27 protein-coding genes are annotated in these 25,070 nt (G+C 37.5%); 15 read left to right on the forward strand and 12 right to left on the reverse strand.

What is annotated here, in order from left to right:
* Positions 1-26: 26 nt before the first annotated feature.
* The gene (gene trpS / locus BGO88_RS07665) at positions 27-1,001 is read right to left on the reverse strand and encodes a tryptophan--tRNA ligase (RefSeq protein WP_273237661.1); all 975 of its coding nucleotides are present in this window, start codon (positions 999-1,001) and stop codon (positions 27-29) included.
* Between the two features lie 123 nt (positions 1,002-1,124).
* Between trpS and BGO88_RS07670 the strand changes: the two genes are divergently transcribed.
* Entirely contained in the window at positions 1,125-1,883 is a 759-nt protein-coding gene (locus BGO88_RS07670) for a lysophospholipid acyltransferase family protein (protein WP_056067232.1), read from the forward strand.
* Positions 1,884-1,950: 67 nt separating this feature from the next.
* Here BGO88_RS07670 and BGO88_RS07675 read toward each other — a convergent pair whose 3' ends face one another.
* From BGO88_RS07675 to recA, 4 genes are all read right to left on the reverse strand, one after another.
* Entirely contained in the window at positions 1,951-3,678 is a 1,728-nt protein-coding gene (locus tag BGO88_RS07675; protein WP_286706494.1) for a porin family protein, read from the reverse strand.
* The gene (locus BGO88_RS07680) at positions 3,675-4,220 is read right to left on the reverse strand and encodes an RNA polymerase sigma factor (protein ID WP_056067236.1); all 546 of its coding nucleotides are present in this window, start codon (positions 4,218-4,220) and stop codon (positions 3,675-3,677) included. Before BGO88_RS07680 ends, BGO88_RS07675 begins: the two co-directional genes overlap by 4 nt.
* 24 nt (positions 4,221-4,244) lie before the next feature.
* Positions 4,245-4,673 (reverse strand): hypothetical protein, encoded by a 429-nt coding sequence (locus BGO88_RS07685; protein ID WP_056067238.1) that lies wholly within the window; start codon positions 4,671-4,673, stop codon positions 4,245-4,247.
* A gap of 97 nt (positions 4,674-4,770) precedes the next feature.
* Positions 4,771-5,775: a recombinase RecA gene (gene recA / locus BGO88_RS07690; protein WP_056067240.1), complete on the reverse strand. Its 1,005-nt coding sequence runs from the start codon at positions 5,773-5,775 to the stop codon at positions 4,771-4,773.
* 150 nt (positions 5,776-5,925) lie between these two features.
* Here recA and BGO88_RS07695 point away from each other — a divergent pair, with 150 nt between their 5' ends.
* The 3 genes from BGO88_RS07695 to BGO88_RS07705 are packed head-to-tail and all read left to right on the forward strand — an operon-like array spanning position 5,926 to position 8,358.
* Positions 5,926-6,660 carry a lysophospholipid acyltransferase family protein gene (locus BGO88_RS07695; RefSeq protein ID WP_056067242.1) on the forward strand — a complete coding sequence of 245 codons (735 nt, stop codon included), beginning with the start codon at positions 5,926-5,928 and terminating at the stop codon, positions 6,658-6,660.
* A 3-nt stretch (positions 6,661-6,663) separates the two neighbouring features.
* Positions 6,664-7,659: an acyl-ACP desaturase gene (locus tag BGO88_RS07700; protein WP_286706495.1), complete on the forward strand. Its 996-nt coding sequence runs from the start codon at positions 6,664-6,666 to the stop codon at positions 7,657-7,659.
* A 48-nt stretch (positions 7,660-7,707) separates the two neighbouring features.
* Positions 7,708-8,358, forward strand: a complete 651-nt coding sequence (locus BGO88_RS07705; protein ID WP_286706496.1) for an HD domain-containing protein — start codon at positions 7,708-7,710, stop codon at positions 8,356-8,358.
* A 37-nt stretch (positions 8,359-8,395) separates the two neighbouring features.
* On the opposite strand, the gene BGO88_RS07710 is transcribed toward BGO88_RS07705, so the two are convergent.
* From BGO88_RS07710 to BGO88_RS07735, 6 genes are all read right to left on the reverse strand, one after another.
* Positions 8,396-9,955, reverse strand: coding sequence for a hypothetical protein (locus tag BGO88_RS07710; protein ID WP_286706497.1), 1,560 nt, complete (start codon positions 9,953-9,955; stop codon positions 8,396-8,398).
* A gap of 64 nt (positions 9,956-10,019) precedes the next feature.
* Positions 10,020-10,802, reverse strand: coding sequence for an enoyl-CoA hydratase/isomerase family protein (locus tag BGO88_RS07715; protein ID WP_286706498.1), 783 nt, complete (start codon positions 10,800-10,802; stop codon positions 10,020-10,022).
* Positions 10,803-10,839: 37 nt separating this feature from the next.
* Positions 10,840-12,255 carry a sensor histidine kinase gene (locus BGO88_RS07720; RefSeq protein ID WP_286706545.1) on the reverse strand — a complete coding sequence of 472 codons (1,416 nt, stop codon included), beginning with the start codon at positions 12,253-12,255 and terminating at the stop codon, positions 10,840-10,842.
* 56 nt (positions 12,256-12,311) lie between these two features.
* Positions 12,312-12,869 (reverse strand): CopD family protein, encoded by a 558-nt coding sequence (locus tag BGO88_RS07725; RefSeq protein WP_273237670.1) that lies wholly within the window; start codon positions 12,867-12,869, stop codon positions 12,312-12,314.
* A 22-nt stretch (positions 12,870-12,891) separates the two neighbouring features.
* Positions 12,892-13,920, reverse strand: a complete 1,029-nt coding sequence (hemH, locus tag BGO88_RS07730) for a ferrochelatase (protein WP_286706499.1) — start codon at positions 13,918-13,920, stop codon at positions 12,892-12,894.
* Between the two features lie 42 nt (positions 13,921-13,962).
* A complete protein-coding gene (locus BGO88_RS07735; RefSeq protein ID WP_056067411.1) occupies positions 13,963-14,835 on the reverse strand; it encodes an AraC family transcriptional regulator in 873 nt (290 codons plus the stop codon).
* 261 nt (positions 14,836-15,096) lie between these two features.
* Here BGO88_RS07735 and hemA point away from each other — a divergent pair, with 261 nt between their 5' ends.
* The 8 genes from hemA (at position 15,097) to BGO88_RS07775 (ending at position 21,895) form a co-directional block, all read left to right on the forward strand.
* Positions 15,097-16,353, forward strand: coding sequence for a glutamyl-tRNA reductase (hemA, locus tag BGO88_RS07740; protein ID WP_286706500.1), 1,257 nt, complete (start codon positions 15,097-15,099; stop codon positions 16,351-16,353).
* Positions 16,350-17,267: a hydroxymethylbilane synthase gene (gene hemC, locus BGO88_RS07745; RefSeq protein ID WP_056067263.1), complete on the forward strand. Its 918-nt coding sequence runs from the start codon at positions 16,350-16,352 to the stop codon at positions 17,265-17,267. Before hemA ends, hemC begins: the two co-directional genes overlap by 4 nt.
* Before the next feature lie 11 nt (positions 17,268-17,278).
* Positions 17,279-17,953 (forward strand): uroporphyrinogen-III synthase, encoded by a 675-nt coding sequence (locus BGO88_RS07750; RefSeq protein ID WP_286706501.1) that lies wholly within the window; start codon positions 17,279-17,281, stop codon positions 17,951-17,953.
* Positions 17,954-18,026: 73 nt separating this feature from the next.
* Complete coding sequence (gene hemE / locus BGO88_RS07755; protein ID WP_056067266.1) at positions 18,027-19,049, forward strand: uroporphyrinogen decarboxylase; 1,023 nt, start codon at positions 18,027-18,029, stop codon at positions 19,047-19,049.
* 73 nt (positions 19,050-19,122) lie between these two features.
* Complete coding sequence (locus tag BGO88_RS07760; protein ID WP_286706502.1) at positions 19,123-19,497, forward strand: hypothetical protein; 375 nt, start codon at positions 19,123-19,125, stop codon at positions 19,495-19,497.
* A gap of 5 nt (positions 19,498-19,502) precedes the next feature.
* Positions 19,503-20,405 (forward strand): oxygen-dependent coproporphyrinogen oxidase, encoded by a 903-nt coding sequence (gene hemF, locus BGO88_RS07765; protein WP_286706503.1) that lies wholly within the window; start codon positions 19,503-19,505, stop codon positions 20,403-20,405.
* 60 nt (positions 20,406-20,465) lie between these two features.
* Complete coding sequence (hemB, locus tag BGO88_RS07770) at positions 20,466-21,458, forward strand: porphobilinogen synthase (RefSeq protein WP_101470941.1); 993 nt, start codon at positions 20,466-20,468, stop codon at positions 21,456-21,458.
* 44 nt (positions 21,459-21,502) lie between these two features.
* On the forward strand, positions 21,503-21,895 hold the full coding sequence (locus BGO88_RS07775; RefSeq protein ID WP_286706504.1) for a c-type cytochrome: 393 nt from the start codon (positions 21,503-21,505) through the stop codon (positions 21,893-21,895).
* Between the two features lie 49 nt (positions 21,896-21,944).
* On the opposite strand, the gene BGO88_RS07780 is transcribed toward BGO88_RS07775, so the two are convergent.
* On the reverse strand, positions 21,945-22,385 hold the full coding sequence (locus BGO88_RS07780; protein WP_286706505.1) for a DUF1573 domain-containing protein: 441 nt from the start codon (positions 22,383-22,385) through the stop codon (positions 21,945-21,947).
* Between the two features lie 182 nt (positions 22,386-22,567).
* On the opposite strand from BGO88_RS07780, the gene BGO88_RS07785 reads away from it, so the two are divergent.
* The 3 genes from BGO88_RS07785 to BGO88_RS07795 all read left to right on the forward strand — a co-directional run bounded on the left by BGO88_RS07785 (position 22,568) and on the right by BGO88_RS07795 (position 25,060).
* Positions 22,568-23,827, forward strand: a complete 1,260-nt coding sequence (locus BGO88_RS07785) for a sensor histidine kinase (RefSeq protein ID WP_286706506.1) — start codon at positions 22,568-22,570, stop codon at positions 23,825-23,827.
* A 4-nt stretch (positions 23,828-23,831) separates the two neighbouring features.
* On the forward strand, positions 23,832-24,515 hold the full coding sequence (locus BGO88_RS07790; protein WP_273237675.1) for a response regulator transcription factor: 684 nt from the start codon (positions 23,832-23,834) through the stop codon (positions 24,513-24,515).
* A 71-nt stretch (positions 24,516-24,586) separates the two neighbouring features.
* Complete coding sequence (locus BGO88_RS07795; protein WP_286706507.1) at positions 24,587-25,060, forward strand: methylated-DNA--[protein]-cysteine S-methyltransferase; 474 nt, start codon at positions 24,587-24,589, stop codon at positions 25,058-25,060.
* The last annotated feature ends 10 nt before the right edge of the window (positions 25,061-25,070 follow it).

Raw genomic sequence — 25,070 nt, forward strand, 5'->3', positions numbered from 1 at the left:
AAAGCCCCGACAGTTCGGGGCTTTGATTAATATCCTAATTTTTTTCTGACTCTTTCCAGAACTTTGTCTGCAACAGCTCTTGCTTTTTCAGCACCTTGTTGCAGGGCCTTGTCCACCTCTTCCAGATTGTTCATATAGTAGTTGTATTTTTCTCTTTCTACTTTGAATCTTTCCAAAATAAGCTCGAACAGGGCTTGTTTCGCATGGCCCCAACCAAAATCACGATTTACGTTTTTATATTTTTCGGTCATGGCCGCCAATTGTTCTTCATTGGCAATCAGTTTATAAATAGCAAAAATTTTACAGTTCTCGGTGTCTTTCGGAGCTTCCAAAGGAGTGCTGTCGGTTTCGATAGACATGACCTGTTTACGCAACGATTTATCATCTAAAAAAATATTGATGATATTGTTGGCCGATTTGCTCATCTTTCCACCATTTGTTCCCGGAACATACTTTGTCTCTTCTTGAAGATACGAATCCGGAATTACGAAAGTTTCTCCCATCTGATGGTTAAAACGGGAAGCAACATCACGTGTGATTTCAATATGCTGCAATTGGTCTTTTCCAACAGGAACGAATTCAGCATCATACAAAAGAATGTCTGCTGCCATAAGCATCGGATAGGTAAACAATCCGGCATTAACGTCATCCAATCGGTCAGCCTTATCTTTGAAAGAATGGGCCAACGTTAGTCGCTGATAGGGGAAAAAACAGCTCAGATACCATGAAAGTTCTGTTGTTTGAGGAACATCAGACTGGCGATAAAAAGTGACTCTGTTAACATCAACTCCACAGGCAAGCCACGTTGCAGCAGTACTGTACGTATTATGACGTAATGTTTCTCCATTTTTAATCTGCGTGATTGAGTGCAAATCGGCAATGAAAAGAAAAGTTTCGTTTTCCGGCTTGTTTGATAATTCGATGGCCGGAAGAAGCGCACCAAGCAAATTTCCTAAATGCGGCGTTCCGGTACTTTGAATACCTGTGAGTATTTTTGACATAATAACTTAATTTTTGCAAAGGTAAATGTTTTGGCAAAATGTAAGGTTTGAATTCTTACATTTGGGAGACAAAATTTGAAAACCAGGTTTTGCCCTCATAAATAATTCTGATACACCACCTGCATGCGTATTTTTAAAATAGTTTTTTGGATTCTTTGGAGGATATGGTTCTATATTCTGATGGGTCTTCCTATCATTATTATGCTGCCTTTTTTGCTTATTTCTATCTCAAAAGAGAAATGGTATCCCTACTTTTTTGTTATGGCCAGAATTTGGGCTAAAATAATCCTTTTCGGAATGGGCTTCCATTATAAGGTTGAACGTGAACAGGAACTCGAAGAAGGAAAAAGTTATATGCTGGTGGCCAATCATACTTCCATGACGGATATTATGTTAATGCTTGCCCTGGTACGCAATCCGTTTGTTTTTGTCGGAAAGAAAGAACTGGTCAAGATTCCGTTATTTGGTTTCTTTTACAAAAGGACCTGTATTTTGGTTGACAGAAGCAGTTCCAAAAGCAGGATGGAGGTTTTCAACCGTGCCCAAAAACGATTGGCACAGGGACTTAGTATTTGTATTTTCCCGGAAGGAGGCGTTCCGGATGATGAGTCGGTTCTTTTGGATGAATTCAAAGACGGAGCTTTTCGTTTGGCGCTGGAACATCAGATACCCATTGTTCCTATGACTTTTGCAGATAATAAAAAACGATTCTCCTATACTTTTTTGAGTGGGAGCCCAGGCCTCATGCGAGCCAAAATTCATCGTTTTGTGGAAACAAAAGGCCACAATGCAGATAAGAAGGAAATCAAGCAGATAAAAGAATTAGTAAGGGAAATCATTTACAAACAACTCTTGAAATTCAGTAACAAAAAAAGCGCCTAACCACGACGCTTTTTTTTGTCATTAACGTATTTAATGACGAACCTAACTAAACTATAAAACCAACTATCTAAAAGTTAAAGCTGATTCCGGAATATAAGCCTATGAAATAAGGCTTAAATCCACCAGCATTTTCACTGAATGTATTAATCTGATACTTTAATTTTGGCTCAACATTCGCTTCGAATGATTTCCAAAACTTGTATTTGAATCCGATTCCGATATTGGAAGTAAAAGAAACGTCATTTAAATTTGATGCTTTTCCAATTGAGGTAGACATACCCGGAGATACTACGGATAGGCTGTTTTCATTTAAGAATAACGTGCTCATACCACCAATTAAAGAGATACCAAATTTATCATCCAGAATCTTATACGAAAGCTCAACCGGAACTTCCACATAACCCATAGTCTGATTTAACGAGCCAGCCTTTTTGCCCGGAACATTATCAAACGATACCGTATTGGCAGCTGTATTATCTTCAACAATTACCGTGACATTTCTGCTTTCCTGAATGTTGCTTGGCGAAAACACTTCGCCATTAGCAACAGCATCCGATAAGCCGGCATAATAAACAATATTGTTTGTATTATAACCTAAAGTCAGTTTGTTCACACCTCCGCGGATAGACCATTTTTTGTTTATTGCATAATTAACACCAACACCATAGCTCAGATTTTTCTCATAGCTTTTGCTGTTGTCTGCAAACTGCTGGTTAATTGGTGAACCTTTGGAAGCAGAACTAAAATAAATAGGGGCTACGTTTGACGTAATCTGCCACCTATTTACCTTAGTTTCTGTGACCGCTTGTTGTTTTTTTTCTTTTTCTTTTAGCAATTCTTCCAGCGGATTAGGCTCGGCAGTAGCAACAGCTGCCGAATCTTTTTTTTGTTTCTCGAATGCTTCGGTGTCAAAAGCGATTCGGGAATTATTATTTTTCTCTTTGTCAGACTGTTTGTTGCGTTCTGAAACATTGTCGTTTTTTCGCAAAAGGTCATTTGATTTTTTTTCAGAAACGGCCAATTGTTTTTCTCCTTCGTTTCGATTTTCCGGAATTGAAATTTTATTTGAATTCTGGTTTATAATTGATTTTGCCTGATTTTTTTCTTTATTTCCGGAATCTGCAATGCCAGCTTTGTTAAAAACATCTTCCTGGTTTTTGCCGTTGAATTTGTTTTGATTGGCATTTTTCGGACGGTTATGTTGTTGAGCAGGCCCTTGGCTGGCAAGTCCGGATTCTGTTTTCGTTTTTTGATTTGTAATAACAGGAAGATTTTTGTCGGCTGTATTTTTTAGGCGTTCCCGGTCAGTATTATCCTGACTGGCGATAGCCGTGTTTTTGGCCTTATTCTTTCCTGAAATAATTGACTTGTTCAGTTGGTCCTGCTCTGGATTTTCAGAATTTTTATGTTGTTGTGTCGGATTGTTTTTTTCTAAATCAGTATTCTTAGTTTCAGTAACGGCATTTTCATTTTCAGTAACGACCTCCTTGCTTTTGATTGGGCTTTGCATTGGTGTCAAATCTTTTGAACGGTCAACGTCCGTAGCATTTTGGTCAACGACTCCGTTATCAGTATCTGTTTTTATTGGGCTGTTTATGATTCCGTCGCCTATCATGAATCCGATAAGCAATATAGCCGCAACTCCCGAAAGCTTAAACCATAATGGAATAACCCTTCTTTTTTTCTTCTCTTTGAGCTTTGCTTCGATATTGTCCCAGACTTCAGGTGAAGGTATTGCTTCAAAGTCTTTGAACTTCTCTTGGAAAAGCCGTTCTATATTTTTTTTCTCACTCATTTTGCTGCTGTATAATTTCCGTTTCCGGCCTGAGCTTCTATTTTTTCTTTTAAAATCATCTTTGCGCGTGCAAGATTAGATTTTGTTGTTCCGGTTGTGATATCAAGCATTTCGGCAATTTCTTTGTGTGAATAGCCGTCCATTACATAAAGGTTAAAAACCAATCGGTATCTGTCAGGTAGTTCCTGTATAATTTTCATCAAAAATTCAAGAGAAACATTTTCATCATCAATCTCGACTTCTGCTTCGTCAGGAATAGTGTCATTGACGATTTCAAAAACGGAGTTCCCTCTGTATTTTTGGAGGATATTGTTAACCATTACCCTTTTTGCCCAACCTTCAAAAGACCCTTTGAAATTGAATTGGTTTATCTTGTTGAAAATAATAAGGAATCCGTCCTGAAGATTATCTTCGGCTTCTACATAATTCCGCGAATACTTCAAGCAAACACTGAACAATTTGGGTGATAATAGCTTATATAATTGTTCTTGAGCTTTGGTATCATGATCTCTGCAACCGTATATGAGTTGTTCTAAACTCAAAAGTTTTTCTTTATAAATTAAAAATTATTCTGGCACTACCGGTATTTCATATTCCAGAAAAAGATTTTGCCCGTATTGGTCTTTTCCTTTATAAAATTTAAAAATATATGTATTCTCGTTTGTAGGCATAAAATCAAATGTTGCTTCTACTGGCTCTTCATTCAATTCTGTACAATTACTGGCATTGAGTACGCCTGTTTGTACTGCTATTGTTCTGACATTTAAATTTTTTTCGTAATAGAACCCTTCGAAAAAATGACAGCTGGTAGGTCTTTTATAATATACTTTTATAGTATACGTTCTTCCAATCACAAAACTTTGAGGAAATACCGCACTTTCTGTAGGAATCAGCTCAAAATGGTAACTAACAGTATTATCATCATTTAATTCGCAGGAACTAAACGCACCGATTGTTATGACTGCTAAAAATAAAATCGAAATTAATTTTTTCATTCTCTGTATTCTGTTATGCTTTATTGTTTAGATGTGTATATAGGCCAAAGGTTGCGTTAGGATATAAAAAAACCCGAAAATTTTCGGGTTTTTTTAATTAATCATTATTTTCTTTAATCAGCGATTTGATTTTTTGTTCTAATTCTTCCGCTAATTCAGGATTGTCCTTAATCAGGGATTTTACGGCATCTCTACCTTGTCCAAGTTTGGTGTCGCCATAACTAAACCACGAACCGGACTTTTTCACAACTTCAAATTCTACTGCCAAATCAAGGATTTCTCCTGTTTTTGAAACGCCTTCGCCATACATGATGTCAAATTCTGCTGTTTTGAATGGAGGAGCAACCTTATTCTTTACTACTTTGACTTTCGTTCTGTTACCAATGACATTTTCACCTTCTTTAATCTGAGAAGACCTTCTGATGTCAAGACGAACAGATGCGTAGAATTTAAGTGCGTTACCACCCGTTGTTGTTTCAGGGTTTCCAAACATCACCCCAATTTTTTCACGAAGTTGGTTAATAAAGAAAACGGTACAATTTGTTTTGCTGATAGTTCCGGTCAATTTTCTCAATGCCTGTGACATTAATCGGGCGTGAAGACCCATTTTTGAATCACCCATTTCGCCTTCAATCTCACTTTTTGGAGTCAATGCGGCAACGGAGTCAATTACTACAATGTCAATAGCACCGGAGCGGATTAGGTTTTCTGCAATTTCCAGAGCCTGTTCACCATTGTCAGGCTGTGAAATAATCAGGTTTTCGATATCAACACCCAGTTTTTCTGCATAATTTCTGTCAAAAGCGTGTTCTGCATCAATAAAAGCAGCAATACCACCTGCTTTTTGAGCTTCGGCAATAGCATGCAATGTCAGGGTTGTTTTACCGGAAGATTCAGGACCATAAATCTCAATGATTCTTCCTTTAGGATATCCGTTAACTCCAAGAGCCAAATCCAATCCTAAAGACCCGGAAGGAATCGTTTCTACCTCTTCAACTGCCTGGTCACCAAGCTTCATTACGGTTCCTTTTCCGTAAGTTTTATCTAATTTGTCAAGCGTTAACTGTAACGCTTTTAATTTGGCTTCTTTCTCTGAACTCATTTTTCTTCCATTTATAATTGGCACTTATTTTTCGTAAAAATAGTTCTTTTTTTCTACGTGGCAAGAGTTATTTTTTGTTAGAAATTTGCTGTTTTTCGATTAAAATAAACAAAAATATAATTAGTACTTTTGCGGGGAATTATAACAATTATGGAAAAACTAATTTCATATCCGATTTCTGTTGTATACTATCTGATTTTCGGGCTTATTTTGGTGATTTTTCATCCCATCCAATGGCTGTGCTTTAACCTTTTTGGATACCAGGCACATAAAAAAAGTGTCGATTATCTGAATTTATGTTTGCTTAGGGCAACCCATCTTTTGGGAACAACCTATAAAGTGGAAGGAAGGGAATTGGTACCTAAAGGAGTTCCGGTAATTTTTGTTGCCAACCACCAAAGCATGTATGATATTGTTGCCATAATCTGGTTTTTCAGAAAATCCCACCCGAAATTTGTAAGCAAAAAAGAATTAGGCAAGGGAATTCCAAGTGTTTCTTATAATTTAAGGCATGGAGGCTCTGTATTAATCGACAGAAAAGATCCGAAACAGGCATTGCCTGTCATTAAAGGATTGGGAGAGTATATTGAAAAGCACAATCGGGCAGCAGTAATTTTTCCGGAAGGAACAAGAAGCAAAACCGGAAAACCGAAAGAATTTGCACAGACAGGATTGAAAATCTTATGCAAAAATGCACCTTCGGCAGTAGTAGTCCCAATAACCATAAACAACTCTTGGAAAATTGTTAAATATGGCTTTTTTCCTGTAGGTTTAGGAAATCGCCTTACCTTTACTGCTCATAAGCCAATTGCTGTGGCAGAAGTACCTTTTGATGAGTTGATGAAAGAAACAGAAAAGGCAGTAGTTGACGGAATAAAAAATTAAAATATGTCTGTAAAAAACATTCGTCTAGAAGTAATGCAGTTTCTAGAGAAAAATATTGATGCATTTGTTGACCAGTATTTGATTCCTGTGGAGGATATATGGCAGCCTTCTGACCTTTTGCCTGATTCCCGAAGCGAAACTTTTTTTGAAGACGTAAAAGAATTAAGAGAAATAGCAAAAGAACTACCGTATGATTTTTGGGTGGTTTTAGTTGGCGATACTATTACAGAAGAAGCACTTCCAACTTATGAATCCTGGTTGATGGATGTGGAAGGCGTAAATCAGGTTGACGAAGGTGGCAATGGCTGGTCAAAATGGGTAAGAAGCTGGACAGGGGAAGAAAACCGTCATGGCGATTTGCTAAACAAATACCTTTACCTTTCCGGACGTGTCAACATGCGTGAAATTGAAATGACGACACAGCATTTAATTAATGACGGATTTGATATTGGTACCGGAAGAGACCCTTATAAAAATTTTGTTTATACCAGTTTCCAGGAATTGGCAACCTATGTTTCGCACAACAGGGTTTCACAAATAGCGAAGAAGTTTGGAGATAAAAAACTTTCCAAATTATGCAAGCTGATAGCAGGTGATGAAATGCGCCACCATCATGCCTATTCGGAATTTGTACACAGAATTTTTCAGGTAGACCCAAGCGAAATGATGTTGGCTTTCCAATACATGATGAAACAAAAGATTGTCATGCCGGCTCATTTTTTAAGAGAATCAGGTGAAAAGATAAGCACCGCTTTTGAACTTTTTTCAGATTCGGCACAAAGAATTGGCGTATATACGGCAACTGATTATATTGACATTATGCAAAAACTGATTGACAAATGGGATATCAGCAAAATTACAGGATTAACAGACGAGGCAGAAAAAGCCAGAGATTACCTGATGAAGCTTCCGGCAAGAATGGCAAAGATTTCAGAACGATTGGTCATTCCTGCAGAATCGCATATTTTTAAATGGGTTGAACCTGCAACATTAAGATAATAAACCAAATCCTTTCTTTACAGAGAGGATTTTTTTTCTCACACAACTATGGATAAAATACTAATAGAAAAGACAATTGCTTTTGTAAAAGAAAAACTTAAAGATGCCGAAGGAGGCCATGATTGGTTCCACATTGAAAGAGTGTACAACAATGCCATGAACATTGCCAAAGATGAAAACTGTAATATCACAATCGTGGCTTTGGGAGCTTTGCTACACGACATAGCCGATAGCAAATTTCACGGCGGAGATGAAACAATCGGGCCTAAACTGGCCTGGGAGTTTTTAGAATCTCAGAATGTTCCGGAAGAAACAATAATTCATGTAGTAAACATCATCGAGAATATCTCTTTTAAGGGCGGCAATTTCGAGCGTAAATTTTCTTCAACAGAATTAGACGTTGTTCAGGATGCTGACCGTTTGGATGCCATTGGAGCGATAGGAATTGCCAGAGCATTTAATTACGGCGGATTTAAAAACAGGGCGCTGTATGACCCGACATTAGCGCCTAATATGAACATGAGTAAGGAGGAGTATAAAAGTGCCGTTTCACCTACAATCAATCATTTTTATGAAAAGCTATTGTTGCTGAAAGACAGGATGAATACCAAATCCGGTAAAGCAATAGCCGAAGAAAGACATACCTATATGGAAAAGTTCTTAGAACAGTTTTTTGCGGAATGTGAAGGGAAGAGATAATAAAAAAGCCAGAATTAAATTCTGGCTTTTTTATTCATTATAAACTGATTTTCAACAATTGCTTATCCTTTCCTTTTTTTCCTAAAAAGAATACGGATTCCTTGTTTACGATTCCTTGTGAAACCATAAATGGAACCTCGTTACTTTCATTATTTAAGACCTCCTGAAAGTCGAAATCACCATTTTTATTGATTCGGATAATATTCAAATTCGACTTATTTTTTCTGACATGTTTAAATAAGATTCGATCATTACTTAATTTTTTGATTTTTTCACTGGCATTGATGAAAAAATAAGTATCGTCATTTTTGATTGTTGAAGTGTATGAAATATAAGCATCAGTATCTGTAGTAAATTGAGCTTTGTTAATGTTTCTTGCCCAAACTAATTCTCCGTCAGTATTAATTTTTGCGCTGACGATATCGTCATAATTAAAAAAAGTTTGATTGTTATTTGAAGAAACATAAAATTCTTCTGCATTGAAAATAATATCATTATTCTTTGTGATATGGATTTTCTTGAAAATGAGATTTTTTAACTCTTTATCTTTTTCTTCACCATATTTGTCAATCATAAATTGTTGGCTAAATGGGTTAAACTTAGATTTTCGGATGGCCAATGAAACAGGATCCAGTTCAAAATAACTAATCCCTTTAAAATGGTTGTCATTTTGGTCAGAATAGAATCCTATACACGTAATTTTATCTGGAGAGGCTATTGTTGTCATGCTTCCTGAAAAATGTTCTTCGGTGTCAAAAACCTGAGTTTTTTGTCCTTCAAAAGAAAATCGTGTCAATTCATATTGGTACTTGCCTCCTGTTTTTTTGTTTTTCTTTTCATCGGCATAAACTTTTCCTAATAGATAAAGCGCATTTCCATCTTTTGAAACATCTACATTTTCATAGCGGAACTTTTTGTCCTTAATTTCTCTTACGAAAATGTGTTCAAATTTTTTGTTTAAGTTTTTATCAAAAAGGTACAGTTTTAAAGCTTCTGACTTTTCAGTTTTCATATCGATTGTGATTGCAAAAGCCGTTCGATCTTCATTTACAATCATTGAAACACCTGATTCATTCCCTGGCTCTTCATAAATTTTGGTGTCTTGCGAATAGAAGGTCTGATTCATAAAGAAATTTCCATATTGCTTTATTTCTTCACGAGACAACCTAAAGAGTTCTTTTTTGGATGTTTTTGAATTGTTAAAATCAACAATATAGGCTGAACAGATATAGGCTTTTTCATTAATATTGTAAAACATGTCAACAAACTGAATGTCTTTATCGCCTTTTATAATTCCTAAAACGGTTCCGTATTTTTCAAAATTGGCATATTTTAAAGGTTGTTCGTATTCCTTTACCAGTTTTAAGTTTGAGTCGTATTCTTCAATATAATAACCTCTTCCGGATGATAATCCACCGCTTACATAGGAACGGATAATTAAAATACCGCCATTTTCTGCCTCTTCAGCAAAAACTATATTGGACTCCTTGAATTCGTCTTTGAAAATTTCACTTTTTAAAACCTTAAAAGGAATATCCTGTGCTTTAGCGGAAATTGCAAAAGCAGAAATAAAAAGAAATTGTAAAAATAGTTTCATGTGTGGGGATTTTGCACCGAATATAAATAAAAAACCCCATCATTTCGATGGGGTCTTATTGAATTTATTTTCCTGTAAAAGAAGGCTTCCTTTTTTCTAAGAAAGCACCCGTGCCCTCTTTAAAATCGTCTGTTCCAAAAGCATCTCCAAAGTTTTTGATTTCTACAGCATAACCGTCCACACCGTCTTTAAAGTTGGCATTGATAGCCTCAATAGCTTTCCCGATAGCTACCGGAGAATTTTTCATGATTTTTTGTGCAATGTTGTTTGCCAGTTCCAGTAATTCAGATTGCGGCACGACATGGTTTACCAAGCCGGCTGTTTTGGCTTCTTCTGCGGTTAACATTCCGGCAGTCATGATAAGTTCCATCGCCTTTCCTTTTCCAACCAGTTGAGGTAGTCTTTGTGTTCCGCCATAACCCGGAATTACACCTAGAGAAACTTCCGGGAGTCCCATTTTTGCATTGTCTGAAGCGATTCTGAAGTGGCATGACATGGCCAGTTCCAATCCGCCACCAAGTGCAAATCCGTTTACTGCTGCAATAACAGGCGTTTTTAAATTTTCTACAAAATCAAATAAGGTAGCTTGTCCTTTTGCAGCCAGTTCAGCACCTTCTGAAACTGAAAAATTGGCAAATTCAGAAATATCAGCACCGGCAACAAAAGCCTTGTCACCACTTCCGGTCAATAGGATTACGCGAATAGAATGGTCTTTGTCGAATGCATCAAAAGCTGAATGAAGTTCTTCAATCGTAGCTTTATTTAAAGCATTTAATTTTGTTGGTCTGTTAATGGTTATCGTAGCAATGCCATTTTCAGAAGCTGCCAGAATATTTTCGTAATTCATGATTTATAAATTTATGGTTGTTATGTCTTTGTCGAAATTACATTTTAATTATAGGAAGGTAGACACTAAAAATGGTTCCTTTTCCTGATGCAGTTTCAAAAGTAATAGTTCCGTTATAATTTTCAATAATATTTTTGATGATTCCCAATCCCAATCCCATGCCGCTGTTTTTTGTGGTAAACTTGGGCTCGAAAATTCGGTTGAGGTTGTCTGTTTCTATTCCGGTTCCGTTATCCTGTACGCTGATTAAAACCTGTTCTCCTTCTTTTTTGACAGAAACAATTACTGATTTTTTGGTCTGATGTTCCGGAATAGCCTGAATGGCATTTTTGACCAGGTTTGTTACGATACGGATAAGCTGGGTGCGGTCCATAATCGTAATGATTTCCTTCTCATCGCTTCGGAATTCGATATAATCTTCATTGAAAATATCCAGTGTAAGCTGTACCACATCCACCACATTAAGGGTTTCGTTTTGCTGTGCAGGCATCGAGGCAAAATTTGAGAAAGCCGAAGCCACAGAACTCATGGTGTCAATTTGCTGGATAAGCGTATTGGAATAATCCGACATTTTTTGTTTTACTTCCGGGTCATTCGGGTCAAATTTTCTTTGGAAACTCTGTACGGTCAAACGCATAGGAGTCAAAGGATTTTTGATTTCGTGTGCTACCTGTTTTGCCATTTCACGCCAAGCCTGTTCTCTTTCACTTTGTGCCAATTTCGAGGCGCTTTCTTCCAGTTCTTCTACCATGGAGTTGTAGGCATGGACCAGCAAGGCAATTTCCTTGCTGCTTTCTTCGAGTTCAATCTTCTCGTTTTTCTGATTGAATCGGGTTTCTGTGATTTTATCGGTAATCGATTTTAAAAACTTTGTAATATAACTCGAAAGGAAATAAGCCAGCACAAATGCTATAATCAACATGATGGAATAGACCTGCCCCAGACTGATTAGGAAATTCCGAAGTTCTCTTTCGTAAAAACCATCATCCGGAATATAGGGGAGGTTCAAAATTCCCAAAGGCTTGAATTTGGTATCCTTGATTTGCGTATAGGAAGAACGGAATTTTTTTCCTTCAATACTTTGGACATCTACATATCGTTTGTCCATAGAAGACTGTACCAATTTCAAAATATAATTTGGAATAGGCGGCAAAATGGTATCCACCGTAAAGGAAGCCTTGGAAGATTTGAGCAATTTTCCGTCCAGACTATAGATATTAATGGCCAAACTATGGATGTCCGCCAGTTTATAAATCTCGTCTTTAAAAATAAGCGGCAGATTTTCCGTAGTCAACGGATAAGTAGTTGTGTTCAGTATGTAATTAATGTGCTCTTTAACAGCCGTTTCTCTACGCTCCAGACGTTCTTCATGATATTCTTTTGCTGCAGTCTTGAATTGGTAAACGGAAAGTGAAGCCATCAAAATGGACGAAATCAGGGTCAGGAAAATCATCGAAAGGAAGATTCTGACACGAAGTGATAAGCGTTTTATTTTGATAGGTTTCAGCATTAAGACTGGTTTCTTTCCCGTATTCTTTTATAAAATTTGAAGCCGAGCATAATCAGTATAGAAAACAGGAAAATCCCGACTACTCCATAAATCCAATTGACGGCATTCTTCAAAATTACCAAAAAAACTACAGCAAAAAGTATGATTGTAGCACCTTCATTCCAAAGACGCATAAAATTAGAAGTATGTTTTACCTCGTCATTTTGCAACTGTTTAAATATCTGATGGCATTTCAAATGGTACAGATACAAAGCAAAAACAAAGCCAAGTTTGACATGCATCCAGGATTGTTGCAGCCAAAAATTTCCCTGTGGTGTAAAAAACAGCATCCAGAATGCAAAAATACTGGCTAATACTGCCGATGGCCATGTGATGATATACCACAGGCGATAGGTCATTATTTTATACTGTTTTTGCAGGATTTCCTTTTCAGGAGATTCTTTTTGCGAAGCTTCAATTTGGTAGACAAACAAGCGGACGATATAAAACAATCCCGCAAACCAGGTGATTACAAAAATCAGGTGCAGGGATTTTAAGTATTCATAATAGTTTTCCATCGATCAGAATGTAAAAAAATTATCAGATTGTTGCTTTTTCTGAAGCCCAATCTTCAATCCAATTGTTTACGGTTTCTACCCAATTGTCATCATCATTCAGACATGGGATAGCCAAAAAATCTTCTCCACCGTTTTCTACAAAATCTTCGTTGGCACGCATTGCGATTTCTTCCAAAGTCTCCAAACAGTCGGTTACAAAGGCAGGTGTTACCACAGCAATCTTTTTGATTCCTTTGGCCGGCATATTGTTGATTTCAATATCAGTATAAGGTTCAAGCCATTTGTCTCCGGCAAGTCGGGATTGGAAGGTCAGGCAATACTTTTCTTTAGGAATATTGAGCTGTTCTACGACAAGTTTTGTGGTTTCGTAGCATTGATGGCGGTAGCAAAAAGCATGTGCTGCAGATGGGGTAGCACAACATGAGCCATCTATTTTACAGTGTGATTTTGTGACGTCAGTTTTTCGGATGTGGCGTTCCGGAATTCCATGATATGAAAATACGAGCATGTCATAATCAAACCCTTCCAGATGCTTCTTCATTAAATCTGCAAGATTTTTGATATAGTCCGGTTTATTATAGAAAGCAGGAACATCGGTAAACTTCATATGCGGGAATTTCTTCTTTCTGATTTCTTCTGCCAATACCAAAATAGTCAGTGTTGAAGCCATTGCATATTGCGGATATAATGGGAAAAGCAATACCTCGGTAACGCCTTGTTCATGCAGTTCCTGAAGTCCTTTTTCAATTGTCATTTCGCCATAACGCATAGCCAGGGCAACCGGAATCGTTGCTTTAGCCTGTACTTTTTTATGCATTCTTACGGAAAGTACCATTAATGGAGAGCCTTCCTCCCACCAGATTTTTTTGTAGGCATGGGCTGATTCTTCCGGACGTTTTCTTAAGATAATGCCACGCACTAATAAAGCTCTTAATAAATAAGGAACGTCGATAACGTATTTGTCCATTAAAAATTCATCAAGATAGGGTTTTACGTCTTTGGGATCGGGGCTTTTTGGAGAGCCAAGGTTTACTAATAATACGCCTTTCATTTGTTTGTTTTTATTCCTTTAATCAGGGGTTACGGATTGCACTTAGTTAGTTACGGCAATCGACATTAAATATTTTTTTGGAGTGGTGCCGAATTTTTTCTTGAATGCGGCAATAAAGTGGCTGGCTGTGCTGTAGCCTATTTTTAATCCGACTTCATTTACATTATACGAACCGCTGTCTAATAATTTTCGGGCAAATTCCATTTTATAATCAAAAAGAAAACTGTAAACACTGTCGCCATAAATCTGTTTGAAACCCATTTTTAGCTTTTTCAGGTTGATTCCTACCTGGTCAGCAAGCTCCTGTAATCCCGGTGGCTCTGCCATATTGGCTATGACAATATCTTTTGCTTTTCTGATTTTGAGAACGTTTTCTTCATCAACCAAAAACGGACATTGTTCTGCATTCGGGTCTTCGTTTCTGTTGAAATAAAGACTTAATAACTCATAAGCCTTACCTTTAAAGTAGAGGTTTTTTATGGACGGATGCAGGTTGAAGTTGAATAGCTGGTTCAGTACGATTGACATGGACGGGCTGATAGGTTCGTCTTTATAGTATTTCTTGTCTTTGTTTTCTTCACTTAAAAAAGGGATGTAGTCCGCTTCCGAAGAAAACAGGCCATGGAATTTTTTGATAGAAATCAATACGGAAATAGCCCAGGAATGGGGTGCAATTTCCAAATGTACAGGAAGCTCTTTTTGGGGGTTGTAAAGAAAAAGAGAAAGGTCTTCTCTGAGGTCTAAAGCATAACGCCCCTGATTAAAAATAAACTTTGCCCGCCCTTTGATACCAAAATGAAACTGTATAAGGTCAACATTTACCTCGCGTTCAAAGTGCGAAGTTTCGTCGCTGTCATTTTGAATCCGGATGATGATAAAATCATCTTCGATTTTGATTTCTTCGGCTGAACTCATAGCGGTATTTTTTATCGTAATAATTTTAAAACCGGAAAGATTTTTATTTAGAATGGTTCTAAACAAAAAAGCTGTCAAATGCTGATTTCACTGCAAATTTATAGTTTTTCTAATTTATAATGGCCAAAATTATCAAAATATCTCACAGCGACACAAATAGCACTTTTAGCGTTATTTTTATAAAACGTATACCTATAATTTTGTGGTGTTCGAAATGGAATCCGTTTAAGGTTCAGTTTCGTTATACTTTAAAGTGGCACTATGAATAAAAATAACTTGTCAAAGCATCATTACTTCTATGCAGTTGGATTGAGTTACAAGAAAGCTGATGCAGAGATTAGAGGGAAATTCAGTTTAGGAAATCAGGCTAAGTCCGATGTTTTGCAACAGGCAAAAGAAAACGGTATTGGCAGTCTGATTGTTACTTCTACTTGCAACAGAACCGAAATTTACGGTTTTGCGGAACACCCATTTCAGTTAATTAAATTACTTTGCGATAACAGCCTTGGTAGCGTGGATGAATTTCAAAAAGTAGGCTTTATCTATAAAAACCAGGAAGCGATACGCCATATTTTCAGAGTAGGAACCGGTTTGGATAGCCAGATTTTAGGTGACTTTGAAATCATTAGCCAGATAAAATCCAGTTTTTCGGAAGCAAAATCGCAAGGACTGGCCAATGCTTTTATGGAACGACTGGTAAACTCGGTGATACAGGCCAGCAAAAAAATCAAGAATGAAACCGAATTAAGTTCAGGAGCTACTTCTGTTTCTTTTGCTTCGGTACAATACATAATGAATAATGTTCCGGATATCAGGAATAAAAACATATTGCTTTTCGGAACAGGAAAAATAGGAAGAAATACGTGTGAAAACCTGGTAAAACATACCAAAAATGACCATATCACACTAATTAACCGTACCAAAGACAAGGCCGAAAAAATAGCCGGAAAATTCAACCTGATCGTAAAAGATTATGATTTGCTACCGTTGGAAATTCCAAAGGCAGATGTGCTGGTCGTGGCTACGGGAGCAAGCAATCCCACTGTTGACCAGGAGTTATTAAAGCTAAATAAGCCGCTTTTAATTCTCGATTTATCAATACCAAAAAATGTCCATGACAATGTTAAAAGTATTTCCGGTGTAACGGTTGTCCATCTGGATGATTTGTCAAAAATAACCGATGATACTTTAGAAAACAGAAAAAAACATATCCCTCAGGCGGAATCGATTATTGAAACAATGATGGAAGAATTCACAGAGTGGGTTAACGCTAGAAAATTCGCTCCAACGATTCATGCCTTAAAAGAAAAGCTAAACTCGATTAAGGATACAGAGCTAAGTTTTCAGCGAAAAAAAATCAGTAATTTTGATGAAGAGCAGGCTGAAATTATCAGTAAGAGAATAATCCAGAAAATAACGACTCATTTTGCCAATCATCTGAAAGATAGTGATACCATGGTAGATGAAAGCATCGAATGGATAGAGAAAGTTTTTCAGATTGAACCTTCCAGAAAATGAATAAAATAATCCGAATAGGAACCCGCGACAGTCAATTAGCGCTCTGGCAGGCTCACACGGTAGAAAAAAAACTCAACGATTTAGGGTACCAAACAGAAATTGTTGCCGTGAAATCTACAGGCGATGTCATTTTGGACATTCCGCTTTACGAATTCGGAATTACCGGAATCTTTACAAAAACATTAGACATAGCCATGATTAAGGGCGAAGTTGATATTGCGGTACATTCAATGAAAGACGTTCCGACAGCACTTCCTAAAGGCATTGTCCAGACCGCAGTTTTAAAAAGAGCCAATCACGAAGATATTTTAGTACATAAAGGCAATCTTGAATTTCTGCATTCCAGCGGAACGGTAGCTACCGGAAGCTTACGTCGCCAGGCACAATGGCTGCACAGATATCCAAATCATCAGGTGGTTGACCTGCGCGGCAACGTCAATACAAGATTGCAGAAATTAAAAGATAATGATTGGAACGGTGCCGTTTTTGCCAAAGCAGGATTGGAGCGAATTGAAATTTTACCGGAAAATCATACCGTTTTGGATTGGATGATTCCGGCTCCGGCACAAGGTGCAATGGTAATCGTTGCCATGGAAAGTGATGATTTTTGCAAAGAGGCCACAGCAAAACTAAACCATTTTGAAAGTGAAATCTGTACGCATATTGAGCGTCAGTTTTTAAGAACACTCGAGGGTGGATGTACTGCGCCTATAGGTGCTTTTGCGGAAGTATTGGATGGTAAAATCCGTTTTGAAGGCGTACTTTTTTCAATTGACGGAAAAGAAAAAATCGAGATAGAAAAGACAGTCGAAGTGACTCATTATAAAAATTTCGGACAGGAAGCAGCATCAGAGATTCTTGCCAATGGCGGACAGGAATTAATGGAAGTTATCAGGAGAGATTTAAAAAAATAAATTTCAATAAGATGCCCGAACCAATTCGAATTTTATCTACAAAAAAATTGTTGCCCAACCAGAGGCAGTTTTTGCTGAACGCAGGTTTTTCTGTAATAGAAGCCAATTTTATTCAGGCAGTAGGAAAGAAATTTGAGTTAGGAGATGAAGATGGAAACCTGATTTTTACCAGCCAGAATGCCGTGAAGAGTTTTTTAGAAAATGAGAAAGCTCAAAACCTGAAAAATAAAAAAATCTTTTGTGTTGGTACAAAAACAAAAGCCTTATTAGAACAAAATGGCTATAAGGTTCTGGCTACAAAAGAATATGCATCGGAACTGGCAGAAGTTATTGTAAACGATTTTAAGGATGAAAGTTTTTTGTTTTTTTCGGGAAGTCTGCGACGCGAGACCCTGCCGGAAGCCTTACAAAAAGCCAACATTAGCCTGAAAGAAATTGAAGTATATGAAACCATCCTGACGCCACAAAAGATAAATGGTCCGGTAGACGGAATACTTTTTTTCAGCCCGTCGGGAGTGCAAAGTTACCTGAAGGAAAATACGATAGAAAACCAGAGTTGCTTCTGTATTGGAACAACCACGGCTGAGCCTTTGGAACAACTAACAGATAAAATAATAATCGCAAAACAGCAAACGGTTGAAAATGTGATTATCCAGACAATAAATTATTACAGCAAAAAGCTTTAGGCAATAGGCCTAAGCAAATTTAACATAAATGAAAGCTTACAGCCTTACAGCTTACAGCCTAAAGTCAAATAAAATGATAAAAAACGACCTTTTTTTAAGAGCACTCAATAAGGAAACAGTAGAACGTCCGCCAGTTTGGATGATGCGTCAGGCCGGAAGATACTTGCCGGAATTCATCGCCCTTCGCGACAAATACGACTTTTTCACACGTTGCCAGACTCCTGAATTGGCGGCTGAAATTACAGTACAGCCAATCAGAAGAATTGCCCCGGATGCGGCTATTTTGTTTTCAGACATTCTGGTTGTGCCTCAGGCAATGGGAATTGAAGTCCTTATGAAAGAAAGTGTCGGGCCATTTCTGCCAAATCCAATCAGGACGATTCAGGATGTAGAAAAAGTGGTGGTTCCGGATATTCAGGAAACATTAGGTTATGTGATGGACGCTATCAAACTGACCAAAGAAATGCTGAACGATGAGGTTCCGTTAATTGGGTTTGCGGGTTCTCCATGGACTATTTTTTGCTATGCCGTAGAAGGTAAGGGTTCAAAAAGTTTTGACACAGCCAAAGGATTCTGCTTTACGCATCCGGAAGCAGCACACGTATTATTGCAAAAAATTACCGATACCACAATTGCTTACCTGAAAGAAAAAGTAAAGGCGGGTGTAAATGCAGTACAGGTTTTTGACAGTTGGGGCGGAATGCTTTCTCCAACCGACTATCAGGAGTTTTCATGGAAATACATCAACCAGATTGTTGAAGCATTGGCTCCGGAAACACATGTTATTGTTTTTGGAAAAGGCTGTTGGTTTGCCTTGAATGAAATGGGTAGAAGTAAAGCTTCTGCTTTGGGAGTAGACTGGACCTGTTCGCCAAGAAATGCCAGATATTTGTCTGGAGGAGAAATTACTTTACAAGGAAATTTTGACCCGTCAAGATTACTTTCGCCAATACCAACCATCAAAAAAATGGTTACGGAAATGATTAACGAATTTGGTAAAGATAAATTCATTGCCAATCTCGGACATGGAATTTTACCTAACATTCCGGTTGACCATGCCAAAGCATTTGTAGACGCTGTAAAAGAATATAAATAGATTGTTGATTTTTTGATTTAGGATTTCAGACCCAAATCCTAAATCAAAAATCCTAAATCAAAAATAAATAAAGATGTTAACCAAAGGATTACGTGACGAAGAAAATGAAAGGATCAACAACATCCTCAAACAGCTGATTTCGCTGGTTTATGTTCCGGAAAACTGGAATCTGGATGAATTGGAAAAGCATCTGAATTATTTAGCATTGACATTGGAAAAACTATTGGGTTTTTCGTCAGATGAATTGATTGACCATCTGGAAAAACTCCACTTTGATTGGGCCAATGCAGAACAGTTCGCAGATTTTATAGTATTGCTTTCTGACCGAAAAGAAGAAGAAAGAACACAATTAAGAGAAAAAGCAGTGTTGATTTACGAATACATACAGAGAGAAAGTAAAGTATTTTCTTTTGATATTTTCAACAAAATTGCCAAAGCCAAAGCATAGCCAGAATGAAAAATAAATTTTACGCATACATACAAACCCTTCAGGACAAAATTACTGCTGAACTGGAAAGAGTGGACGGACAGGCAACTTTCAGACAAGACCTTTGGGAACGTCCGGAAGGTGGCGGCGGAAGAACCCGAGTAATTGAAAACGGAGCCGTTTTTGAAAAAGGCGGAGTTAATATTTCTGCCGTTCACGGTTCGTTGCCGCAAGCCATGCAGACCTATTTTAAGGTGGGAGATGTTGATTTTTTTGCTTGTGGTTTGAGTCTGGTTATCCATCCTAAGAATCCAATGGTTCCAACGGTTCATGCCAACTGGAGGTATTTCGAAATGTATGACAAGGAAGGAAATACAGTCGACCAGTGGTTTGGCGGCGGACAGGATTTGACGCCTTATTACTTGTTTGAAGAAGATGCCAGACATTTTCACCAAACCTGCAAGTCTGCCTGCGATAAGCATCATCCGGATTTTTATTCAAAATTTAAAAAGCAATGTGATGCTTATTTCTGGAATGCACACAGGAATGAAGCCAGAGGTTTAGGCGGATTATTTTTTGACTATTGCAAAGCTTCTGAAGATTTTGCACTAGACAACTGGTATGATTTCGTAACGGAAGTAGGAAACAGCTTTTTGGAAGCCTATGTTCCGATTGTAGAAAAAAGAAAAAATTTAGAATACACACCAGAAAACAGAAACTGGCAGGAAATCCGCCGTGGACGTTATGTGGAGTTTAATCTGGTTCATGATAAAGGTACACTTTTCGGACTAAAAACCAACGGAAGGATAGAAAGTATCCTGATGAGTCTGCCGCCACATGTACAATGGGTTTATGACCATCATCCGGAAGCCGGAAGCGAAGAAGAGAAATTAATCAATATATTAGAAAATCCGATTGACTGGATTTAATTCAATATCAATTTTAGACGGCGGCACTCGCTAAAATCTAAAATCTAAAATCTGAAAATTATGTTTCCACTACAAAGAAACCGCCGTTTAAGAACCAATGATTCCATTCGAAGCCTGGTTCGGGAAACGCATCTGTCTCCTAACGATTTTATGTTCCCGATGTTTGTGGCAGAAGGAAAAGACTATAAGGTTGAAATTCCGTCAATGCCGGGCATTTACCGTCGTTCGTTGGATTTGACGGTTAAGGAAGTAAAAGAACTTTGGGATTTGGGAATCAAGGCGGTCAATATTTATGTGAAAGTAGACGACAAGCTGAAAGACAATACCGGAAAAGAAGCCTGGAATAAAAACGGACTGATGCAGCAGACTATTCGCGCTATCAAAGATGCTGTTCCGGGAATGATAGTAATGCCGGATGTGGCGCTTGACCCATATTCCGTTTATGGGCATGATGGAATTATCGAAAAAGGACAGGTAATCAATGATGCAACGGTTGATGCCCTTACTTTAATGAGTTTGAGCCATGCAGAAGCCGGAGCTGATTTTGTAGCACCAAGTGATATGATGGACGGACGTGTTTTGGCAATACGCAAAGCTTTGGAAGAAAACGGACATCACAATGTTGGAATCATGAGTTATAGTGCCAAATATGCCTCCTCATTTTATGGGCCGTTTCGTGAAGCTTTAGACAGCGCTCCGGTAGATAATATGGATGTTCCTAAGGATAAGAAAACTTACCAAATGGATTATGCCAACCGAATTGAAGCAATCAAGGAAGCATTGCATGATGTAGAAGAAGGAGCCGATATTGTAATGGTCAAACCGGGAATTGCTTATCTTGACATTGTAAGAGAAGTAAAAAATGCGGTAAATGTGCCGGTTTCGGTCTATCAGGTTTCCGGAGAATATGCGATGGTAAAAGCAGCTGCAGAAAGAGGATGGCTGGATCATGATAAAATTATGATTGAACAATTGCATTGTATCAAAAGGGCAGGAGCCGATATTATTTCGACTTACTTTGCTAAAGAAGCAGCAATCATTTTAAATAAATAATTAAAATTCAATACAACCCTGGCAGGGTTAAGGTTATTTACAACATGAAAAATCTATTTTTTATCCTTCCGGCCTTATTTCTTATTTCCTGTCAAAAGGAAACAAAAAAAGAATCACTTTATCCAGAGAAAACACTTTCTGCTGAAGAAAAACAGTTGGAATTGGGACGTGAAATTTTTGACGGAAAAGGGATGTGCTATTCCTGTCACAAACCGGACCAGAAGGTTATAGGTCCTAGTATTACTGAAATAGCGAAAATCTACAAGGAAAAGAATGCGGACATCAAATTATTCCTCAAAGAAAAAAGCGAGCCCATTGTTGACCCAAGTCAGTATTCTGTCATGAAGACCAACTTTGCCATTACCAAGACATTTTCTGATGAAGAACTAAAAGCTGTTGAAGCCTATTTTTACAGCCATCTGAAAAACGAAAAATAAAAAAAGCCATCTCTTGAGATGGCTTTCTTATTTTTAGAACGGGTCACAATTATGATTGTGGCTCGATAACTTTTCCTTTGATAGTCAAAATCTTTGGAGTTTCAGTATCGTTAGTTGTTACTGTAACAGATTTTGAGAATGGGCCAGGTGAAGCGGCATTATAAGTAGCAGTGATGCTGGCAGTTTCTCCTGGTTTGATAGGAGTTTTTGTATAATTTGTTGCTGTACAACCACAAGAAGCTTTTACATTCGTAATCAATACAGTTTGTTTTGTAGTGTTTTTGAAAGTAAAATCAAAAGAAGCCGGTTTTCCTTTTTGGATATCTCCAAAATCATGAACATCAGATGTCCAGGTTACTCCAGATACTTTTGCAGCTTGTTTTGCAGGAGCAGGTTGCGCTTTTGCAGGAGCAGCCGTTTGAGCAAATGAAGAAGCGCTTAGCAATAAAGCACCAGCTAGAGCAAAAAATGATAATTTTAATGTTTTCATAAATCAGATAAATTTTAAATTAATTTAGATTTCGTGATTGGTGTTTCAAATGAACAATACAAATGTATTTAGTTTTTTTAAGAAAGATGTTAAGCATTTCGCAACTCTTGTTAATGACTTGTTAACGGGTTGTTTCGCAGTCTAATTTATAGTAATATCGTGCTCTATTAACACTTCATGTATTGAAATTCAACAGATTAAATATTATTATCTTCATCGGGCTGTTAGCAATCGTAGGCGTTTTGTTTATGCAGTTGCTAACCTTGTCACAGGCCTATGCGTTTGAGAAAAAGGAATTTAGCGAGAAGATTCATTTCGCCTTGCAGGATGTAGTTGCCAAGATTCATAAAGACAATAAGACGGAAGTTCCTGTAACCAGCCAGATAAAAAAGATTACCGACGATTATTATATCGTAAATGTCGATGATGTTTTTGAGGCTTCGGTGTTAGAATATTATCTGAAGACCGAATTCCAGAAAGTAAAGCTGAATATTGATTATGAATATGCTATTTATGATTGCAGCTCGGACGAAATGATGTACGGAAAATACGTTTCCTCATCTGATAAAAAAGCACCGCGATGTGAAAAATGCTTTACCAAAAAAGAAGGTCTCGTTTATTATTTTGCAATCCGTTTTCCACAACTCAAATACAATTATATTACTTCGCTCCAGCAATATTGGATTTATACCGGTGTTCTCGTGCTGGTTCTGGTAATTTATGTTTATTCCGTGTTGCTTCTGATTAAACAGAAAAAATATACAGAACTCCAGACGGATTTTATCAATAATATGACACACGAATTCAAGACTCCAATATCTTCAATTCTTATAGCATCGAATTATGCCAAAAGTCAGGAAGAAATTACCAAAAATCCGAAACTTTCCAAATACGTACAGATTATAATCGAACAGAGTAATAAGCTAAATCAGCATATTGAAAAAATCCTGCATATTGCCAAAAGCGATTCACATATGCTGGAACTGGAAAAAACCAGATTCAATATGTTTGACGTCATAAGCCTGGCAAAAGAAACCATATTGCTTAAATATGGCAAGGAAATTTCGATTGAAATCCAAAGTGACAGGACAGAATATCAAATCGTTGCAGATGAATTTCACTTTTCGAATGTGGTCTATAATATTTTGGACAACGCCATAAAATACAATGACTCGACCCCAAAAATACTTATAGTAATTACCGAAAATCAAAAAGAAGTCAAACTCGAATTTATAGACAACGGAATTGGTATTGAAACTCCCGAATTAAATGCTATTTTTGATAAATTCTATCGCATTTCAAGTGCAAAAAGAAATGAAGTTGGCGGCTTTGGATTAGGACTTTTCTACGTAAAGAAAATCTGCACCTTACATCGATGGAAGATAAATGTTAAAAATAATCCGGATAACGGCATAACAGTAACAATCAGTATTCCGAAATAGATATATGGCAAAAAGCAAAATTTTTTATGTAGAAGACGATGCTACCCTGGCGTTTTTGACTGTAGATTATTTGGAACAGTTTTATGACATTACCCACTTTTCGGATGGTGCAGAAGCTGTAAAAAATTTTCATAAAGACAATTATGACCTGTGTATTCTGGATGTTATGCTTCCTAAAAAAGACGGTTTTGAAATTGCCCAGGAAATACGGAATGCCAACGCTGAAATACCCATACTGTTCCTTTCTGCCAAATCTTTAAAAGAAGACCGTATTAAAGGCTTAAAACTGGGAGCAGATGATTTTTTAGTTAAGCCTTTCAGTCTCGAGGAATTGAGCCTGAAAATAGAAGTCTTTCTAAAAAGAAGTTCCAAAGCTCCAATAGTAACCCAGAAAAGCTATGAGATTGGAAGTTTTCTCTTTTTTCCCAATGATTATTGCCTGACAAGGAATGCCGAAAAAGTAAACCTGACAGAACGGGAATCTGCTTTGTTGAAGCTGTTTTTAGACAATAAGAATGAGATACTGAAGCGCGAAAGAATCCTTACAGCCCTGTGGGGAGACGATGACTATTTTATGGGCAGAAGCCTCGACGTATTTATCTCACGTCTTCGAAAAATTTTCAAAGAAGAAAATAGCGTAAGAATTGAAAACATTCCAAGAATAGGCTTCAAGCTGGTAATGGAATAGCAAACCTACTTTACAGCCTGCTTTAAATCCGAAAGTTTTTTTTCATAACTTTAGATTTTAAATAATCCTCCATGTTACAAGCCTACATCAATACGCCATTGGGCATTGCTGAAATTAGCGGCGATGAAAACGGAATATCCAGTATTTTGGCATTAGACAAAGGAAGCCCTGTTTCTAAGACTATTCCTCCGGAACTTCAGGAAGCCGTACACCAATTGCAAGATTATTTTGATGGCAAAAGAAAAGATTTTACTTTTAAAATGAACCCGTCGGGCACAGAATTCCAGAAAAAAGTATGGAAAGGTCTGCTCGAAATTCCTTTTGGAAAAACATTGTCATATCAGGAATTTTCTATCCGGTTGGGTGATGTCAAGGCTATTCGTGCCGTAGCTTCTGCAAACGGAAGAAATCCGCTTTGGATAGCAGTTCCCTGCCATCGTGTTATTGGCTCTGATGGTTCGCTCACAGGATATGCAGGAGGATTATGGAGGAAAAAATGGCTTCTGGAACATGAAAATCCGGTAAAGCAGCAAAGTTTATTCTAAAACCTGATAA

The organism is Flavobacterium sp. 38-13, from assembly GCF_001899155.1.
In the GTDB taxonomy this organism is placed as follows: Bacteria; Bacteroidota; Bacteroidia; order Flavobacteriales; family Flavobacteriaceae; genus Flavobacterium; species Flavobacterium lindanitolerans.

Bases quoted from the DNA above. Each gene is read 5' to 3' on its own strand.
- hemE (WP_056067266.1), top strand. From the start codon at position 18,027: ATGATAAAAAACGACCTTTTTTTAAGAGCACTCAATAAGGAAACAGTA.
- BGO88_RS07775 (WP_286706504.1), top strand. From the start codon at position 21,503: ATGAAAAATCTATTTTTTATCCTTCCGGCCTTATTTCTTATTTCCTGT.
- BGO88_RS07790 (WP_273237675.1), top strand. From the start codon at position 23,832: ATGGCAAAAAGCAAAATTTTTTATGTAGAAGACGATGCTACCCTGGCG.
- BGO88_RS07710 (WP_286706497.1), bottom strand. From the start codon at position 9,955: ATGAAACTATTTTTACAATTTCTTTTTATTTCTGCTTTTGCAATTTCC.
- BGO88_RS07685 (WP_056067238.1), bottom strand. From the start codon at position 4,673: ATGAAAAAATTAATTTCGATTTTATTTTTAGCAGTCATAACAATCGGT.
- BGO88_RS07795 (WP_286706507.1), top strand. From the start codon at position 24,587: ATGTTACAAGCCTACATCAATACGCCATTGGGCATTGCTGAAATTAGC.
- BGO88_RS07720 (WP_286706545.1), bottom strand. From the start codon at position 12,255: ATGATTTTCCTGACCCTGATTTCGTCCATTTTGATGGCTTCACTTTCC.
- BGO88_RS07705 (WP_286706496.1), top strand. From the start codon at position 7,708: ATGGATAAAATACTAATAGAAAAGACAATTGCTTTTGTAAAAGAAAAA.
- BGO88_RS07670 (WP_056067232.1), top strand. From the start codon at position 1,125: ATGCGTATTTTTAAAATAGTTTTTTGGATTCTTTGGAGGATATGGTTC.
- hemF (WP_286706503.1), top strand. From the start codon at position 19,503: ATGAAAAATAAATTTTACGCATACATACAAACCCTTCAGGACAAAATT.
- hemB (WP_101470941.1), top strand. From the start codon at position 20,466: ATGTTTCCACTACAAAGAAACCGCCGTTTAAGAACCAATGATTCCATT.
- BGO88_RS07700 (WP_286706495.1), top strand. From the start codon at position 6,664: ATGTCTGTAAAAAACATTCGTCTAGAAGTAATGCAGTTTCTAGAGAAA.
- BGO88_RS07750 (WP_286706501.1), top strand. From the start codon at position 17,279: ATGCCCGAACCAATTCGAATTTTATCTACAAAAAAATTGTTGCCCAAC.
- BGO88_RS07735 (WP_056067411.1), bottom strand. From the start codon at position 14,835: ATGAGTTCAGCCGAAGAAATCAAAATCGAAGATGATTTTATCATCATC.
- BGO88_RS07715 (WP_286706498.1), bottom strand. From the start codon at position 10,802: ATGAATTACGAAAATATTCTGGCAGCTTCTGAAAATGGCATTGCTACG.
- hemC (WP_056067263.1), top strand. From the start codon at position 16,350: ATGAATAAAATAATCCGAATAGGAACCCGCGACAGTCAATTAGCGCTC.
- BGO88_RS07675 (WP_286706494.1), bottom strand. From the start codon at position 3,678: ATGAGTGAGAAAAAAAATATAGAACGGCTTTTCCAAGAGAAGTTCAAA.
- recA (WP_056067240.1), bottom strand. From the start codon at position 5,775: ATGAGTTCAGAGAAAGAAGCCAAATTAAAAGCGTTACAGTTAACGCTT.
- BGO88_RS07760 (WP_286706502.1), top strand. From the start codon at position 19,123: ATGTTAACCAAAGGATTACGTGACGAAGAAAATGAAAGGATCAACAAC.
- hemA (WP_286706500.1), top strand. From the start codon at position 15,097: ATGAATAAAAATAACTTGTCAAAGCATCATTACTTCTATGCAGTTGGA.
- BGO88_RS07780 (WP_286706505.1), bottom strand. From the start codon at position 22,385: ATGAAAACATTAAAATTATCATTTTTTGCTCTAGCTGGTGCTTTATTG.
- BGO88_RS07725 (WP_273237670.1), bottom strand. From the start codon at position 12,869: ATGGAAAACTATTATGAATACTTAAAATCCCTGCACCTGATTTTTGTA.
- hemH (WP_286706499.1), bottom strand. From the start codon at position 13,920: ATGAAAGGCGTATTATTAGTAAACCTTGGCTCTCCAAAAAGCCCCGAT.
- trpS (WP_273237661.1), bottom strand. From the start codon at position 1,001: ATGTCAAAAATACTCACAGGTATTCAAAGTACCGGAACGCCGCATTTA.
- BGO88_RS07695 (WP_056067242.1), top strand. From the start codon at position 5,926: ATGGAAAAACTAATTTCATATCCGATTTCTGTTGTATACTATCTGATT.